At 67.0% G+C, this 16,032-nt stretch carries 15 protein-coding genes; 13 read left to right on the forward strand and 2 right to left on the reverse strand.

The genetic code is table 11. The features are described 5' to 3' along the window. Nucleotides 1–3,047: efflux RND transporter permease subunit (locus Q0L94_RS09150; protein ID WP_296752708.1), on the forward strand; the 3,047-nt coding region annotated here is incomplete at its 5' end. Here the strand turns inward: Q0L94_RS09150 and Q0L94_RS09155 are convergent. Then, the gene (locus Q0L94_RS09155) at nt 3,048–3,452 is read right to left on the reverse strand and encodes a YqaA family protein (protein WP_296752709.1); all 405 of its coding nucleotides are present in this window, start codon (nt 3,450–3,452) and stop codon (nt 3,048–3,050) included. A gap of 243 nt (nt 3,453–3,695) precedes the next feature. Here Q0L94_RS09155 and Q0L94_RS09160 point away from each other — a divergent pair, with 243 nt between their 5' ends. The 10 genes from Q0L94_RS09160 to Q0L94_RS09205 all read left to right on the forward strand — a co-directional run bounded on the left by Q0L94_RS09160 (nt 3,696) and on the right by Q0L94_RS09205 (nt 11,301). Continuing rightward, the gene (locus Q0L94_RS09160; RefSeq protein WP_296752711.1) at nt 3,696–4,169 is read left to right on the forward strand and encodes a rubrerythrin family protein; all 474 of its coding nucleotides are present in this window, start codon (nt 3,696–3,698) and stop codon (nt 4,167–4,169) included. A 41-nt stretch (nt 4,170–4,210) separates the two neighbouring features. Then, nucleotides 4,211–4,384: a rubredoxin gene (locus Q0L94_RS09165; protein ID WP_296752712.1), complete on the forward strand. Its 174-nt coding sequence runs from the start codon at nt 4,211–4,213 to the stop codon at nt 4,382–4,384. Between the two features lie 59 nt (nt 4,385–4,443). Beyond that, nucleotides 4,444–5,661: an FAD-dependent oxidoreductase gene (locus tag Q0L94_RS09170; protein ID WP_296752714.1), complete on the forward strand. Its 1,218-nt coding sequence runs from the start codon at nt 4,444–4,446 to the stop codon at nt 5,659–5,661. Further along, nucleotides 5,658–5,900, forward strand: coding sequence for a GDCCVxC domain-containing (seleno)protein (locus Q0L94_RS09175; protein WP_296752715.1), 243 nt, complete (start codon nt 5,658–5,660; stop codon nt 5,898–5,900). The genes Q0L94_RS09170 and Q0L94_RS09175 overlap by 4 nt, the downstream gene beginning before the upstream one ends. A 225-nt stretch (nt 5,901–6,125) precedes the next feature. Then, nucleotides 6,126–6,485 (forward strand): 6-carboxytetrahydropterin synthase QueD, encoded by a 360-nt coding sequence (gene queD / locus Q0L94_RS09180; RefSeq protein WP_296752717.1) that lies wholly within the window; start codon nt 6,126–6,128, stop codon nt 6,483–6,485. A 120-nt stretch (nt 6,486–6,605) separates the two neighbouring features. After that, nucleotides 6,606–7,268, forward strand: coding sequence for a metalloregulator ArsR/SmtB family transcription factor (locus Q0L94_RS09185; RefSeq protein WP_296752719.1), 663 nt, complete (start codon nt 6,606–6,608; stop codon nt 7,266–7,268). A 35-nt stretch (nt 7,269–7,303) separates the two neighbouring features. Then, nucleotides 7,304–8,047 (forward strand): MBL fold metallo-hydrolase, encoded by a 744-nt coding sequence (locus tag Q0L94_RS09190; RefSeq protein WP_296752721.1) that lies wholly within the window; start codon nt 7,304–7,306, stop codon nt 8,045–8,047. Nucleotides 8,048–8,050: 3 nt separating this feature from the next. After that, entirely contained in the window at nt 8,051–9,370 is a 1,320-nt protein-coding gene (locus tag Q0L94_RS09195) for an MFS transporter (protein ID WP_296752722.1), read from the forward strand. A gap of 75 nt (nt 9,371–9,445) precedes the next feature. Beyond that, nucleotides 9,446–10,660 (forward strand): MFS transporter, encoded by a 1,215-nt coding sequence (locus Q0L94_RS09200; protein WP_296752724.1) that lies wholly within the window; start codon nt 9,446–9,448, stop codon nt 10,658–10,660. Beyond that, nucleotides 10,657–11,301: a class I SAM-dependent methyltransferase gene (locus Q0L94_RS09205; RefSeq protein WP_296752726.1), complete on the forward strand. Its 645-nt coding sequence runs from the start codon at nt 10,657–10,659 to the stop codon at nt 11,299–11,301. Before Q0L94_RS09200 ends, Q0L94_RS09205 begins: the two co-directional genes overlap by 4 nt. A gap of 31 nt (nt 11,302–11,332) precedes the next feature. Here the strand turns inward: Q0L94_RS09205 and Q0L94_RS09210 are convergent, their stop codons facing one another. Beyond that, nucleotides 11,333–12,655 (reverse strand): hemolysin family protein, encoded by a 1,323-nt coding sequence (locus tag Q0L94_RS09210; RefSeq protein ID WP_296752728.1) that lies wholly within the window; start codon nt 12,653–12,655, stop codon nt 11,333–11,335. 173 nt (nt 12,656–12,828) lie between these two features. Between Q0L94_RS09210 and Q0L94_RS09215 the strand changes: the two genes are divergently transcribed. Together Q0L94_RS09215 and Q0L94_RS09220 are read left to right on the forward strand one after the other, a co-directional pair. After that, nucleotides 12,829–15,510, forward strand: a complete 2,682-nt coding sequence (locus tag Q0L94_RS09215; RefSeq protein WP_296752729.1) for a nitrate reductase — start codon at nt 12,829–12,831, stop codon at nt 15,508–15,510. Nucleotides 15,511–15,844: 334 nt separating this feature from the next. Further along, nucleotides 15,845–16,032: hypothetical protein (locus Q0L94_RS09220; protein WP_296752731.1), on the forward strand; the 188-nt coding region annotated here is incomplete at its 3' end.

Raw genomic sequence — 16,032 nt, forward strand, 5'->3', positions numbered from 1 at the left:
AGCGCCCGGTCGCCACCCTGATGCTGGTTCTGGCGCTGGCGCTGTTCGGCGCGCTCGCCTACAGGATGCTGCCGGTGAACGACCTTCCGCAGGTCGATTTTCCGACGCTGCGCATCTCGGCGTCGCTGCCGGGCGCCAATCCGGAGACCATGGCCAACACCGTGGCGACGCCGCTCGAGCGGCAGCTGGCGACGGTGGCGGGAATCGAGTCGATGAGCTCGCAGTCGGGCCAGGGCTCCACCAGCATCACGCTGCAGTTCGAGCTCGATCGCGACATCGACGCCGCCGCGCAGGACGTGCAGACCGCGATCGCGCAGGCGGCGCGCAATCTGCCGCAGGGCATGGATCCGCCACAGCTGCGCAAGATCAACCCGGCCGATTCTCCGATTCTGTATCTGGCGCTGTCGGCCGAACGGCTGCCGCTGACCGAGCTCGACGCCATCGCCGATTCACGGGTGGCGCAGCGCTTGTCCAGCCTGAGCGGCGTGGCGCAGGTGCTGGTATTCGGTTCGCAGAAATACGCGCTCAGGCTGTATCTCGATCCCGCCAGGCTGCAGCAGCGCGGGTTGACGTTCGCCGATGTGATCGAGGCGGTGCAGCGCGCCAACGCCAACCTGCCGTCCGGCACGCTCGACGGCGCCACCCGCGCCTACACGGTGAAGGCGCCGGTGGCGCTCGCCAACGCGGCGGACTTCGGCGACATCATCGTGGCCTATCACGACGGCACCGCTCTGCGCGTGAAGGATCTCGGCCGCGCGGAGGACGGTGTCGAGGACGACAAGCGCAAGACCTGGTACAACGGCACCCGCGCCATTGTTCTGGCGGTGCAGCGTCAGCCGGGCGCGAATACGGTCGAGGTCGCCGACCGCATCCGCGCGATGCTGCCGCAGGTCGAGGCCGAGCTGCCCGACGGCGTGCGCCTGCAGGTGCATTTCGACCGCTCGCGCTTCGTCAAGGATTCGCTGCACGAGGTCAACTTCACCCTGATCCTCGCGCTGGTGCTGGTGATCCTGGTCATCTTCGCCTTCCTGCACAACCTGCGCGCCACGCTGATCGCCGCCCTGGTGCTGCCGAGTTCGCTGCTCGGCACTTTCGCCTTCATGCACCTGCTGGGCTACAGCCTCAACAACCTCTCGCTGATGGCGATCACGCTGGCGATCGGCTTCGTGGTCGACGACGCCGTGGTGGTGATCGAGAACATCGCGCGCCATCTGGAGATGGGCAAGCCGCGCATGCAGGCCGCGCTCGACGGCGCGCAGGAGATCGGCTTCACCGTGCTGTCGATGACGATCTCGCTCGCCGCCGTGTTCCTGCCGATCCTCTTCATGGGCGGCATGATCGGCCGGCTGTTTCAGGAATTCGCGGTCAGCATCGGCGTCGCCGTGCTGCTGTCCGGCGTGGTGGCGCTGACGCTTACGCCGATGCTGTGCGCGCGCGGGCTGGTGAACGAACCCCTCAACAATCCGCTGTCGCGCATGTTCGATGCCGGATTCAACCGCTTCCGCGATTTTTACGGCGCCACCCTGCGCGCCAGCATGCGCCATCGCGGCGCGATGCTGCTGTTGTCGCTGGCGGTGCTGGGCGCGATGCTGTGGCTGGCCGGGCAGGTCAAGCAGGGCTTCATTCCACGCGTCGACTCGGGAATGATTTTCGCCAGCATCCAGTATCCCGAGGGCATCCCGTTCGAGGAACTGAGCGCGCGCCAGCAGACAATCGCCGCCATCGTGCAGCAGCATCCTGCGGTCGAAGGCCTGACCTCCTCGGCCGGACAGGCCGGCGGTGGCGTGACCGGCGGCAACGTCGGCCGGCTGGTGATCCGGCTGACGCCGCGCGGCGGCCGGCCCGGCGCGGACCAGGTAATCGAGGAACTGCGCGCGCAGACCCGCAAGGTGAGCGGCGTCAACGTCACGCTGCAAAACCCGGCTTCGATCAACGTCGGTGCGCTGGCGTCGAGCAGCGACTATCAGCTGACCCTGACCTCGGGCGACTTCGAGGCGCTGAAAGCCGCCTCTGCCGCGGTCGAAAAGCGGCTGGACGCGGTGCCGCAGATCGAGGACGTCAACAGCAACCTGGAACTGCGCAACCCGGAACTGCGCGTCAGCCTCGATCAGATCGAGGCGGCGCGCCTCGGCGTGACCGCGCAACAGGTCCAGCAAACCCTGTACGACGCGCTGGGGGGACGCCGCATCAGCGAAATCTACGGCACCAGCGACCAGTACCTGGTGAGCGTCAAGGCGCTGCCGGAAGCCCAGTTGAACCCGGCGATCATCGGCCAGCTGCCGCTGAAAACCGCGGCCGGCACGCTCACTCGGCTCGATGCGGTGGCGCGGGTGGAAGCCGGGGTCGGGCCGATCGCGGTGCATCACTACGGCCAGCAGCCCGCCGTCACGCTGTCGTTCAACCTCGCGCCGGGCGTCTCGCTCGATGCGGCGCTGGCGGCCGCGTTCGAAGCGGCACGGGACGTCGTGCCGGCGGAAGTGGCGCTCGAATTCACCGGCGCTGCGCAGAAATTCCAGGAATCGACGCTGCAGCTGCCGCTGCTGCTGCTGTTCACCGTCGTCGTCATCTACATGGTGCTGGCGGTGCTGTACGAGCACCTCGGGCATCCGCTCACCATCCTCACCGCGCTGCCGCTCGCCGGTTTCGGTGCGCTGCTGGTGCTGCTTCTGCTGGACGAGGAGCTCAACATCTTCAGCTTCGTCGGCATCATCCTGCTGGTCGGCTTGGTGAAGAAGAACGGCATCATGATGGTCGACTTCGCGCTGACCCGGCAGCGCGCCGGGCTGAGCGCCGAGGACGCCATCGTCGAAGCCAGCCTGGTGCGTCTGCGGCCGATCATGATGACCACCTTCGCCGCCATCTTCGCCACCCTGCCGATCGCCGTCGGCTTCGGCGCCGGCGGCGAGGCGCGCCGTCCGCTCGGCATCGCGGTGGTCGGCGGGCTGGTGTTTTCGCAGTTCCTCACCCTCTACATCACCCCCACCTTCTATGTCAGCATGGCGCGGCTGGAAGCGGCCTTGACCCGCTGGCGCGCCCGCTTCGCCTGATCACATCAGCCAGGCCAGCGCGGCATAGCGCGCCAGCTTGCCCAGCGTCACCAGCAGCAGAAAACTTCCCACCCCGACACGCAATACCCCGGCGACCAGGCACAGCGGGTCGCCGACCAGCGGCAGCCACGCCAGCAGCAGGCTGGGGCGGCCGTAGCGCAGAAACCAGCGTTCGGCCCGGGCCATGCGGCGTTCGGTTTTTTCGCTGCCGCGCTGCACGGCGCGCCGGCCGAACCGCCCCATGCCGTAGGTGATGAGGCTGCCGAGCACGTTGCCGGCAGTGGCAGCCGCCACGCTGGCAAACGGGTCGGCGCCCTGGTGCAGGCGATACAGCAGCAGCGCTTCGGAACCGCCAGGGAACAGGGTCGACGACAGCAGCGCCGAGCCGAACAGCGTCCAGTCCATCAGCGGTCGAGCGCCTGGCGCACAGGCGCGGCGGCGGATCGGACGGGGAGCGGCGGACGAGGCATGGCGGATTCCGGCGAATGGCGGGTCGGCAAGTGTGGCACAGCCGGCGCGTGGAAAGGCAGTAGCGATTGATATCTTCAATCGTTATTATGAATATTATCCGTTGGATCGATTTATCGATAATCCCTAATATCGTTCCTGTCTTGATTGACAACGCAAATCAACCACAAGGAGCGAAACATGCAGAACACGAAATCCCCGACCATCCAGAACCTCGAAGCCGCCTTTGCCGGCGAGTCGATGGCCCACATCAAGTACCTGTGGTTCGCGCGCCAGTGCCGCAAGCAGGGCGACGAAGCGACCGCCAGGGTGTTCGAGGACACCGCGGCGCAGGAAATCCTGCACGCCTTCGGCCATGCCGAGCTGTTGTTCTCCAGCGAGACGATGACGCCGGAAAAATGCCTGCAGTACGCAATCGAAGGTGAAACCTACGAATACGCCGAGATGTACCCGAAGTTCCGCCACGAGGCGATGATCGAGGGCAACAGCGCCGCCGTGGCAGAGATGGACGAGCAGATCGTCGAATCGAAAGAGCACGCCGAGATGTTCAGGAGCGTGCTGGACAAGGCCGCCAAGCGCTTCGCCGCGCTGGCCAGGGTGGAAGAGAAGCACGCAAAGCACTACCAGGCGCAAAAGGACGCGATCACGGTCTGAGCGGACGACTGAAGACTATTTATAAATTGAAAGGACACATCATGAAAAGCTGGCAATGCATTGTTTGCGGTTATGTTTACGACGAAGCCAATGGCGACCCGGAGCACGGCATCGCCCCCGGCACCCGCTGGGAGGATGTCCCTGAGGGCTGGGAATGCCCGGACTGCGGCGTCGCGAAAGCGGATTTCGAGATGGTTGAAGTCAGCCCCGCCTGAGCATCGTCGCCATCCCCGAGGCCGCGCCCGGCGCGGCCTCACTGACCCAGGAGAATCCCATGCACACGTCCCTCTCCCCAACCCTCTCCCCCTTGGGGGAGAGCACCCTTGCGGGCATAAAGGAGCAAACGCTGAGCCCGAACCGATTAATTGTCATCGTCGGTTCCGGCCTTGCCGGCTACACGCTGCTGAAGGAAATCCGCAAGCGCGACGCGGCCGTTCCGGTCACGCTCGTGACTGCGGACGACGGCGCCTTCTATTCCAAGCCCAACCTGTCGAACGCGCTCGCCGCGGGCAAGACCGCCGCGGCGCTAGCGAGTGCCAGCGCGGAGAAGATGGCGACCGAGCAGAACGCGACGGTGCTGACGCACACCCGCGTCACGGCCATCGACACGCAGAGGCAGCGCATCACCACGGGGCAGGGCGAGATCGCCTACGGCAAGCTGGTGCTCGCCCTCGGCGCCGATCCGATCCCGCACGGACTTGCCGGCAGCGGCGCGGTGGACGTGCTGGCGGTGAACGACCTCGCCGATTATGCGGCTTTCCGCGGCGCCATCGATGGCAAGAAGCGCATCACCGTTCTGGGCGGGGGGCTGATCGGCTGCGAGTTCGCCAACGATCTGGTGCACGCCGGGTTCGCGGTCGACGTGGTGCATCTGGGCGACTGGCCGCTGGAGCGCCTGCTGCCGATTGAAGCCGGCCAACGGCTGGCCGACAGCCTGGCCATGCTGGGGGTGCGCTGGCATTTCGGGCGCAGCGGAAAAAGCGTCGAAGCGGCCGCAAACGGCTATCGGGTCGTGCTCGACAATGGTGAGGCCATCGAAGCCGATGTCGTGCTGTCGGCGATCGGCCTGCGTCCGCGCACCCAACTGGCGCAGACGGCAGGCATCCCGGTAGGGCGCGGCATCCAGGCCGATCGTCTGCTGCAAACCGGTACCGCCAATGTGTACGCAATAGGCGACTGCGTCGAAATCGAAGGGCTCAATCTGCCCTATGTGCAGCCGCTGATGGCGCAGGCGCGCGCGCTCGCCGCCACGTTGACGGGTGCCCCGACCCCGGTGGCGTATCCGGCGATGCCGGTGATGGTGAAAACCCCGGCGCACCCGGTGGCGGCGCTGCCGCCCAAAGCCGGCGCGGCTGGCGGCTGGAACGTGGAATGCGGCGACACCGGCGTGTGCGCGCTGCATACCGATGGCAGCGGCCGCCTGCAGGGTTTCGTGCTCACCGGCAGCGAAACCGGCCGGCGCAATGCGCTGGTCAGGGAGATCGCCGCATGAGCCGGGAGGGGGCAGGGAACACGGTAGTGATGGACTCCACGCTGACCTGTCCCGTTTGCGGGCACGTCAAGACCGAAACCATGCCGAGCGACGCCTGCCAGTGGTATTACGCGTGCGAGGCGTGCCACACGCTACTGAAACCCAAACCGGGGGACTGCTGCGTATTCTGTTCGTATGGCAGCGTGCCCTGCCCGCCGGTCCAGACGGGCGGCAAGCCGGACGGCTGTTGCCCGGACTGAAGCGTTGTTCGCGCGGGCGGTCTCGGCAGGTCTTGCACGCCTCCACCGGCAGGCCGCGCGCAATCCGGCCCGGCGGCGCTGCCAGCCATGCCTTCCCTGATGTTGTCTCCGGGTGAACCCCGCTTCGCGCAGCGCATAAGGAACACCCGATAGTTTGTCCGGGCGCGCATACATTCCGTAGCCTTGCCGCATGGTCATCCGCAGCGTCTTGCGCGAAAATGCCGCATGGACATCTTCCGCATCTTCCACCTGCAATGCGCGCGGCGGCTGCCCGCGCTGCCCGCATCCCATCCCTGTTCGCGCCTGCATGGCCATTCGTTCGAGGTCGAACTGACCGTCAGCGGCGACCTCGATCCGACGCTCGGCTGGGTGCTCGATTTTGCCGACATCGGGGCGGCCTGGCAGCCGATCCATGCCGCGCTCGATCACCGTAACCTGAACGACATCGCCGGACTGGAGAACCCCACCAGCGAAAATCTGGCGCAGTGGCTGTGGCGGCAGCTCAAGCCCGCGCTGCCTGGATTGTCGCGGATCAAGGTGATGGAAACGCACGATTCGGGCTGCATCTATAGTGGACCGGTCTAAGCGCCTGCGGGGGCGCGGTTCCGCGCGCCTTTTCCAGCGCGGGATGCGGTCGGGTTGACTGGCCCCGGATGGTGGAAATATCGCTTGCAACATTCTAATGATCGTGAGAATGTTATCTCCATGGACAAACGCAAAACCAAAGACCTGCTCTACGAACAGGTCGCCCGCATCGGCAAGGCGGTGTCCAGCCCCAAGCGGCTGGAGTTGCTGGAAATCCTCGCGCAGGGCGAGAAGACCGTCGACGCCCTGGCCACCGAAGCCGGCATCGACATCAAGCTGGCGAGCGCGCATCTCAAGGTACTGAAAGCGGCCAGCCTGGTCGAGACGCAGCGCGACGGCCGCTTCATCGCCTACCGGCTGTCGGGGGCGGACGTCAGCGCGCTGTGGGTCAACCTGCGCACGGTCGCGGAAGAACACCTGGTCGAGCTGAAAGTGGCGATGGACCAGATCTTTGCCGCGCCGGAAAAGCTCGACGCCGAAACGCGGCGCTCGCTGATGGAGAAGGCGCGGCGCGGCGAGGTGGTGGTGATCGACGTGCGCCCGCCGGCCGAATACGCCGACGGCCACCTGCCGTTTGCGCGCTCGATGCCGCTCGAAGAAAACCGCCCGCGCATCAAGGAACTGCCCGCCGACCGCGACATCGTCGCCTATTGCCGCGGGCCGTTCTGCATGATGTCCGCCGAGGCGGTGGCGCTGCTGAAGGAACACGGCTACCGCGCGCAGAAGATCGCCGACGGCATCCCCGAATGGCAGGCGGCCGGTCTGCCGCTGGCCGAGTCCTGAATCGCTCATTTGAATTAGAACCCAAGGAGACTGCCATGTTTTTTCGTCAACTGCTGGCGCAGGACGCCACGCTTTCCTACTTCTTCGGCTGCGGTTCCTGCCATGCCGGCGTCGCCGTCGACCCGGTGCTCGGCGACGAACAATGGTTCATCGACGAAGCCGCCAGGCAGGACGTCAAGATCACCCACGTGATCGACACCCATGTCCACGCCGACCATTTCTCCGGCGGCCGCGCGCTGGCCGGGAAAACCGGCGCGCTGTATTGTCTGCACGAATCCAACAGCAGCCGGGCGAAGTTTCCTTTCGCGCCGCTCAAGGATGGCCAGCGCATCGACGTCGGCAATGTCGTCGTCGACGTGCTGCACACCCCGGGCCACACTCCCGACTCCATCTGTTTGACGGTGGCCGACAAGCGTCGCGCCACGACGGACGATGCGGCACCGTGGTTCGTGCTGACCGGCGATACCCTGTTCGTCGGCAGCGCAGGGCGGCCCGATCTTGCGGGCAAGGAAACCGAGATGGCCGGGCAGATCTACGACACGGTGCACCAGCGCCTGCTGACGCTGGCGCCCGAGGTCGAGCTGTATCCCGGCCACACCTCAGGCAGCGCCTGCGGCGCCGGCATGTCGGGCAAGCCGATGTCGACCATCGGCTTCGAGAAACGCTGGAACCCCATGCTGGCGATGAGCCGCGACGAATTCGTCGCCGCCCTGACCGAGACCATTCCGCCGCGTCCCGCAGAAATGGCCCGCATGGTCGCCTTCAACCTGGGCGCCTGATTCATGTCGCTGACCCAGAACGCGGCCCGCGTGGTGGACGAGCACCGCTACGGCATCCGCCCCAACTTCGCCCAGTTCTCGCATCAGCTGGTGCAGGTGTTCTTCGTCGGCCTGACCATCGGCATGTTCCGCACCGTGGTGCCGGCGCTGGCCGAAACCGAGTTCGGCGTGGCCAAGGGCTCGTTCATGATGCTGATGGCCTTCGTCACCGCCTTCGGCTTCGTCAAGGGCACCCTCAACTTCGTTGCCGGGCGGCTGTCCGAGCGCATCGGCCGCAAGAAGGTCTTGTTCCTCGGCTGGCTCGCCGCGGTGCCGATTCCGTTCATGATCCTCTACGCGCCGAGTTGGGGCTGGATCGTCGCCGCGACCGTGCTGCTGGGGGTGAACCAGGGTCTCGCCTGGTCGATGACGCAGACCTCCAAGCTCGACCTCACCAGCGCCGACCAGCGCGGGCTGACCATCGGCCTCAACGAGTTCGCCGGCTACTTCGGCGTCGCGGTGGCGGGCATCGTCACCGGCTACCTCGCCACCGCCTACGGGCCGCGCGAGGGCCTGCTGATTTTCGGCCTCGTGGTGGTGGGACTGGCCGGCCTGCTGACCCTGCTGTGGGTGAAGGACACCCTGCCGTGGGCGCACGCCGAGGGCAAAAAGCATGCTGCGGGATTGATGACCGGGCCGAAGCCGCGCTACCCCAACAATATTTCCGATACGCCCGGCACCTGGGAAGTGTTCACCCTGATGTCGTGGCGCGATGCGCGCATGGCCTCGATCAGCCAGGCCGGCCTGGTGGAAAAATTCGTCGATGCGCTGGTGTGGGTGTTCTTCCCGGTCTATCTCTACCAGCACGGCCTGTCGCTTGCCGGCATCGGCTGGGTGGTCGGGATCTACGGCTTCGTCTGGGGCATCTCGCAGTTTTTCACCGGCCACTGGTCCGACCGCGTCGGCCGCAAGAAGCCCATCGTCGCCGGCATGTGGCTGTGCGGCGCCGGCGTCGCACTGGTGCTGCTGGGCGAAGGCGAACTGTGGTGGTCGTTCGCCGCCGCGGTGATGGGCTTCGGCATGGCGCTGCTGTATCCCACCCTGTCGGCGGCGGTGTCCGATATCGCCCATCCCAACTGGCGCGGCTCGGCCATCGGCATCTACCGCTTCTGGCGCGACCTCGGCTACGGCATCGGCGCGCTGCTGCTGGGCGCGGTGGCGGCGCTGGCCGGCGGCATCGAGGCGGGGTTCTGGTTCACCGCCGCCGCCATGTTCGTCTCGGGCCTGGTCGTATTGCTGGCGTGTGAGGAAACCCACCCGCGTCTCAACCCGGATGCCGATTGAAGTTGAACCCTCCTGGAGCGCGTGCCGGAAGGGGCGTAAGCTCCCATCGATCATGTCTCTGAATCGGAACCCGCCGTGGGCTTTGCCGAACCTGACGGGCGCAGCCCGATGACCGCCTCGTACCGCGGCAACATCCTGATCCTGGCGCTGAGCCAGGCCTTGACGCTTTCTGCGATTGTCCTGTCGATGGCGCTCGCCGCGATCCTCGGCAGCATGCTCGCGCCCGACAAGGGGCTGGCGACGCTGCCGGTGGCGGCGATGGTGATCGGCACCGCCATTGCTTCGTTGCCGGCGGCCATGCTGATGCGCCGGCATGGCCGCCGCCCGGGTTTCCTGCTTGGCGCGCTGCTGGGCGTCGGCGGCAGCCTGCTGAGCGCGCTCGCGCTCCAGCAGGGCAGCTTTGGCGGTTTCGTCGTCGGCCATTTCCTGATTGGCAGCTACCAGGGATTCGCCAATTACTACCGCTTCGCCGCGGTCGAGGCGGCCGGGCCGCAGCGTGCCGGCAAGGCCATTTCCCTGGTGGTGGCCGGCGGCGTGGTCGCGGCCTTCCTTGGCCCCCAACTCGGCCAATGGGGGCGCGACTGGATCGGCGGACACATCTTCGTCGGCTCCTATCTGGCGCAAGGCGTCCTGAGCCTCGCCGCACTGGTGCTGCTCTCCCGTCTCCGGCTCCCTGGCGTGGCCGCCGCGCACACCGGCCCGGTGCGCCCGCTGCGCGAACTGCTGGGCCAGCCGGTGCTGCGGGTGGCGATCTTCGGCACCGCCGTCGGCTATGCCGTCATGATCATGGTGATGACGGCAACCCCGCTGGCGATATTGGGTTGCGGCCTGCCGGAAACGAGTGTGACGCCGGTGATCCAGTGGCACGTGGTGGGCATGTTCGCGCCTTCCTTCTTCACCGGCTCGCTGATCCAGCGCTACGGCGCGCCGCGCATCATGCAGGCCGGATTCGTCCTGCTGCTCGGCCACGTCGCAGTGGTGTTGTCCGGCGTCGAATTCCTGCATTTTCTGTCGGCGCTGGTGCTGCTTGGCGTCGGCTGGAATTTCGCCTTCATCGGCGGCACCACGCTGCTGACCCAGACTTACCGGCCGGCCGAACAATTGAAAGTGCAGGCAGTGAACGAGTTCATCGTCTTCGGCCTGGTGGCGCTGGCCACCCTCTCGGCGGGATGGCTGTACGACCGTTTCGGCTGGATTGCGCTGAATCTCGCGGTGGTGCCGCTGCTGGTCGCCGCGCTGATCGCGGTTGTCGGCGTCGAGCGCCGCTTGTGCCGGCCGGCGGCGGCATGACGAATCCCGCCGACTACGACGCCTGGTACGCCACGCCGCGCGGACGCTGGGTCGGCGATACGGAATACGCGCTGGCGATGCGGCTGCTCGCGCCGCAGGCCGGCGACAGCCTGCTCGACGTCGGCTGCGGCACCGGCTGGTTCACCCGCCGCGCCGCGGCCGACGGCCTCGCCGCGACCGGGCTCGATCCCGATTCCGCGTGGCTGGACTACGCGCGCGCCCGCAGCAGCCCGGAGGTGAACTGGGTGGAAGGCGACGCGCGCGCACTGCCGTTCGCCGACGCCAGCTTCGACCGTGTGCTGTCCATCGCCGCGCTCTGTTTTGTCGACGACGAGCGGCAGGCCGTGGCCGAGGCCGTGCGGGTGACGCGCCGCCGCTTCGCCATCGGCTGGCTCAACCGGAGCAGCCTGCTGTATCGGCAAAAAGGGCGGGACGGCGGCAGCGGCGCCTATCGCGGCGCCCGCTGGCATGCCGCAGGCGAAGTGCGCGCGCTGTTTTCCGGCTTGCCGGTGCGCAAGCTGACATTGCGCTCGGCGATTTATCTGCCGACGGGAACGCGCTGGGCACGCGGGCTGGAGCGGGGCGTGCCCGCTGCGCTGCCGTGGGGCGGCATGCTGCTGGCGAGCGGCGAGAAGGCCTGATCGCCGCGGCCGCGGGGATGCCCGTCGGGCGTCAAGCCGGCCCGGCGGGCATGTCGGACGGCGCGTCTTGTGCGGGCGGAACCGGCGTGGCAAGGATCTTGTCGATGCGCTTGCCGTCGAGGTCGACCACCTCCAGCCGCCAGTTCTCCCAGACCAGGATGTCGCCGGTCTGCGGCAGCCGTCCGGACAGCCACATCACCAGTCCGCTCAGCGTGTGGTAGCGGCCGCGATCTTCCTCCGGCACGCTTTTCAGTTCCAGTCGGTCCTTCAGTTCGGGGATCGGGATCAGGCCGTCGAGCAGCCAGGAGCCATCCTCGCGCCGCACCGCCCACGCGTCGGCCTGATTACGCGGCTTGAATTCGCCGGTCACCGCTTCCAGCACGTCCTGCATGGTGACCAGGCCATTGATCTCGCCGTATTCGTCGATCACCAGCACCATCTGGGTGTCCGACGCGCGGAACTGTTCCAGCAGATCCATGCCGGTCAGGCTTTCCGGCACGTATACCACCGGCATCAGCTGCGCGGCGAGGTCGGGGCGGCCGCCCCGCAGCGTCTGGTTGAGCAACTGCTTGGCGCCGACGATGCCGAGCACCTCGTCGAGCCCGCCCTTGCAGACCGGAAAGCGCGAGTGCTCCGATTCGGTCAGGCGGCGCAGGTTTTCCTCCGGCGGCAGCGTGGTATCGAGATAGACGATGTCGGCGCGCGGGATCATCAGCGAATGGATGTGGCGTTCGTCGAGGCGGAACACGTTGCGCACCATCTCGCGTTCCTGCTGCTCGATCACGCCGCTCTCCGAGCCTTCCTCCAGCAGGGCGTGGATTTCCTCCTCGATCACGCCTTCCTGACTGGACGGCTGCTTGCCCAGCACGCGCAGGATCGCGTCGGTCGACCCCGCCAGCAGGCGCACGAACGGGCGTGCCAGAATCGCCAACAGATGCATCGGACGCGCCACCCGGCGGGCGATGCCCTCGGGGTTGAATTGGCCGATGCGCTTCGGCACCAGTTCGCCGACGACGATCGAGACATAGGTGATGACGACGACCACCAGCGCGGTCGAAGCGATGCGGCTGGCTTCCATTTCCATCCCGAGCGACTGCAGCCACTGCGCCAGCGGCTGCGCCAGCGCCGCTTCGCCGACGATGCCGCTGAGGATGCCGATCGAGGTGATGCCGATCTGCACCGTCGACAGGAAGCGCGTCGGATCGTCGTGCAGTTTCATCGCGACTGCTGCCGAGGCGTCGCCGTCTTCGGCCAGCCGCGCCAGGCGGGCGCGGCGCGCCGTCACCAGGGCGATTTCCGACATGGCGAATGCGCCGTTGAGAACGATCAGCGCGATCAAGAAGAGGATTTCCATGGGGGATCCAGCAGTTAACAGACGCACTAATTTACAGCACGCCGCTCCAGCCATGCACCGAGCTTGCGCGCCTCGCCCATATCGCGCCAGCCAGAGTTCGCTCAAGCCATTGAATTGACTGGGATGCTTCGCACTGGCACAGAGCCTGCTGACAGACAGGGCAAGGAGCCATCATGTCTGTCGTTTCATCTGTCTGCTGTTATTGCGGCACCGGTTGCGGGGTGCTGATCGAAGCCGCCGCCGGGAAGATCACCGGCGTGCGCGGCGATCCGGCGCACCCGGCCAACCGCGGCAAGCTGTGCACCAAGGGCGCAACGCTGGCGCTGTCGGCGCAGGCGTCCGGGCGGGCGCTGTATCCCGAGTTGCGTACCGATAAGACGCTGCCGCGCCAGCGGGTGAGCTGGGATGCGGCGCTCGATCATGTCGCCGACAAATTCCGCGCGGTCGTCGATGAACACGGCCCCGATGCGGTGGCCTTCTATATATCGGGCCAGCTCACCACCGAGGCGTATTACGTCTTCAACAAGCTTGCCAAAGGCCTGATCGGCACCAACAACGTCGACACCAATTCGCGCCTCTGCATGTCGTCGGCGGTGGCGGGTTACAAGGCCACGCTGGGTGCCGACTCACCGCCAGGCTGCTACGACGACATCGATCACGCCGCGACGATTTTCATCGCCGGCTCGAACACGGCGTATGCGCATCCGATCCTGTTCCGCCGTATCGAGGCTGCGCGCCGCGCCAATCCGGATTTGAAGCTCGTCGTGGTCGATCCGCGCCGCACCGATACGGCGACGGATGCCGACCTGCATCTCGCTCTCCTGCCCGGCACCGATGTCGCGTTGTATCACGCCATGCTCAATGCGATGCTGTGGGAGGAGCTGATCGACCGCACCGCCATCGCCGCGCATACCGAAGGCTGGGAGGCACTGCGCGAGCTGGTGCGCGGCTACACCCCGGAGAAGGTGGCGCCGATCTGCGGCGTGGCCGCCGCCGACATCGTGCAGGCGGCGCGCTGGTTCGCCGCCGGGCCGACGCTGTCGCTGTATTGCCAGGGACTGAATCAATCCACCTGCGGCGTCGACAAGAACGCCGCGCTGATCAACCTGCATCTGGCCACGGGACAGATCGGCAAGCCGGGTGCCGCGCCGCTGTCGCTTACCGGTCAGCCCAATGCGATGGGCGGACGCGAGGTCGGCGGACTGGCGAATCTGCTGTCGGCGCACCGCGATCTGGCCAATCCGGCGCATCGCGCGGAAGTCGCGCGCTTGTGGGGCGTGGAGGACGTGCCGGCGACGCCGGGCAAAACTGCGGTGGAAATGTTCGAGGCGGTGCGGCGCGGCGAGATCAAGGCAATCTGGATCGCCTGCACCAACCCCGCGCAGTCGCTGCCCGACCAGAACAAGGTTCAGGAAGCGCTGCTGGCGGCCGAATGCGTGGTCCTGCAAGAGGCCTTCGCCGACACCGAAACCGCGCCGTTTGCCGACGTGCTGCTGCCGGCCTCCACCTGGGGCGAGACCGACGGCACGATGACCAACTCCGAGCGCCGCATTTCGCGCGTGCGCGCGGCCGTGCCGCCGCCGGGCGAAGCACGCGCCGACTGGGACATCGTGTGCGACTTCGCACGGCGGCTACGGCCGGAGCAGGGTGCGCGCCTGTTTCCCTATGCCGGCGCCGAGGAAGTATTCAACGAGCACCGCGAGACCACGCGCGGACGCGATCTCGACATCACCGGCCTGAGCTACGCGCGGCTCGACGCCGGTCCGCAGCAATGGCCGTTTCCCGAAGGCGAATCCGCCGGAAAAGCGCGCTTGTACACGGACGGCATCTATCCCACCGCCAGCGGCCGCGCGCGCTTCCATGCCGCGCCGTATCGCCCGCTGGCCGAGGCGATCGACGCGCGCTACCCGCTGCACCTCAACACCGGCCGCCTGCGCGACCAGTGGCACGCGATGAGCCGCAGCGGCCGCGTGGCGCGGCTGTTTGCGCACGCCGACACCCCGGCGCTGGCGATGAACGTACGCGATCTCGAATTGCGGCGGCTGAAAGCCGGCGACCTGGTACGCGTGAAAAGCCGCCGTGGCGAAGTGATCGTCGTGGCCGAGGCGAGCGACAGCGTGCGTCCCGGCCAGTGTTTCCTGCCGATGCACTGGGGCGCGCGCTTCATGGCGGGGCGCGGGATCAACGCGTTGACCCTGCCGCTTTTCGATGCGGTGTCGAAGCAGCCCGAGCTCAAGCATGCCGCGGTGCAGGTGACCAGGGCCGAGCTGCCGTGGCGCATGGCCGTGCTGGCAGTGGGCGACGGCACGCTGCTGCTCGATGCGGTGCAGCCCTTGCTGCGTGCGTGCGACTACGCCGCAGCCGGGCTGGCCGGGCGCGAACGCGACGTGCTGACGCTGCGCCTGGCGCACACGCAGGCGTTACCCGAACCCTTGCTGGCGGCGCTTGACGCGGCGCTGGGGCTGGACGACCCGCTCGCGGTGATGCATTACCAGGACAGTCCGCGCGGCATCTCCAAGCGGGTGCGGGTCGATTCCGGCAAGGTGACCGCGGTGCGGCTCAGCGGCGAAACGGCAGCCTTCGAGTGGCTGCGTGACGCCATGGTCGATGGCGTGGGGATGGCCGCGCTGCGCAGCTGGATGCTGGCGCCGGTGACGCGGCCGCCGGCGGGCGAGGCGGGGCGCGGCCGCATCGTGTGCAATTGCCTGAATGTGGCCGAGCCCGCCATCGCCGCCGCGATTGCGGCGGGCGCCGGTCTGGCCGCGCTGCAATCGAACTTGAAGTGCGGCACCGAGTGCGGCTCCTGCGTCCCGGAACTGAAGCGGCTGATCGCCGTGAGCCGGGCGGCGGCGTAGGTTTCGGTGCATCGCGTGCGTCGCGGCACCGTGATGGTGCGTGCGCGCCGGGTGGCGCCGCGAACGGAGGAATCAAATGCAATAAAAACAGGGCGTTGAAGAGATCGGGCTGAATGGCATGGTGTTTGCTGAATCCTGCAATGAGGAAGCCGTCATTGCGGTGAAGCATGGCAACCCGGCAATGGGAGCCGCCGCTCAGGATTGCCGCGCCGCTTCGCCTCGCACTCACCCATGATGGAGCGCCTTGAGGGCTTCGCCGGGTGCGGCTGCAAGCAGACCGAATGCAACGGCGTATCTCGGTCATCACATTGGGTCTTTTGTTTGGAGTGACGAGATGGATATGAGTACGCCCATGGGCCGCGGCCCCAGGATGAAGCTGGTGATGGTCGGCAACGGCATGGCCGGGGTGCGCACGCTGGAGGAACTGCTGAAGCTCGCGCCCGACCTCTACGACATCACCGTGTTCGGCGCCGAGCCACATCCCAATTACAACCGCATCCTGCTGTCGCCGGTGCTGGCCGG

The organism is Thiobacillus sp., from assembly GCF_024708915.1.

Coding starts and splice junctions, on each gene's coding strand:
- Q0L94_RS09160 (WP_296752711.1), top strand. CDS start 3,696: ATGCAGAACACGAAATCCCCGACCATCCAGAACCTCGAAGCCGCCTTT.
- Q0L94_RS09175 (WP_296752715.1), top strand. CDS start 5,658: ATGAGCCGGGAGGGGGCAGGGAACACGGTAGTGATGGACTCCACGCTG.
- Q0L94_RS09185 (WP_296752719.1), top strand. CDS start 6,606: ATGGACAAACGCAAAACCAAAGACCTGCTCTACGAACAGGTCGCCCGC.
- Q0L94_RS09190 (WP_296752721.1), top strand. CDS start 7,304: ATGTTTTTTCGTCAACTGCTGGCGCAGGACGCCACGCTTTCCTACTTC.
- Q0L94_RS09205 (WP_296752726.1), top strand. CDS start 10,657: ATGACGAATCCCGCCGACTACGACGCCTGGTACGCCACGCCGCGCGGA.
- Q0L94_RS09165 (WP_296752712.1), top strand. CDS start 4,211: ATGAAAAGCTGGCAATGCATTGTTTGCGGTTATGTTTACGACGAAGCC.
- Q0L94_RS09155 (WP_296752709.1), bottom strand. CDS start 3,452: ATGGACTGGACGCTGTTCGGCTCGGCGCTGCTGTCGTCGACCCTGTTC.
- Q0L94_RS09195 (WP_296752722.1), top strand. CDS start 8,051: ATGTCGCTGACCCAGAACGCGGCCCGCGTGGTGGACGAGCACCGCTAC.
- Q0L94_RS09170 (WP_296752714.1), top strand. CDS start 4,444: ATGCACACGTCCCTCTCCCCAACCCTCTCCCCCTTGGGGGAGAGCACC.
- queD (WP_296752717.1), top strand. CDS start 6,126: ATGGACATCTTCCGCATCTTCCACCTGCAATGCGCGCGGCGGCTGCCC.
- Q0L94_RS09210 (WP_296752728.1), bottom strand. CDS start 12,655: ATGGAAATCCTCTTCTTGATCGCGCTGATCGTTCTCAACGGCGCATTC.
- Q0L94_RS09215 (WP_296752729.1), top strand. CDS start 12,829: ATGTCTGTCGTTTCATCTGTCTGCTGTTATTGCGGCACCGGTTGCGGG.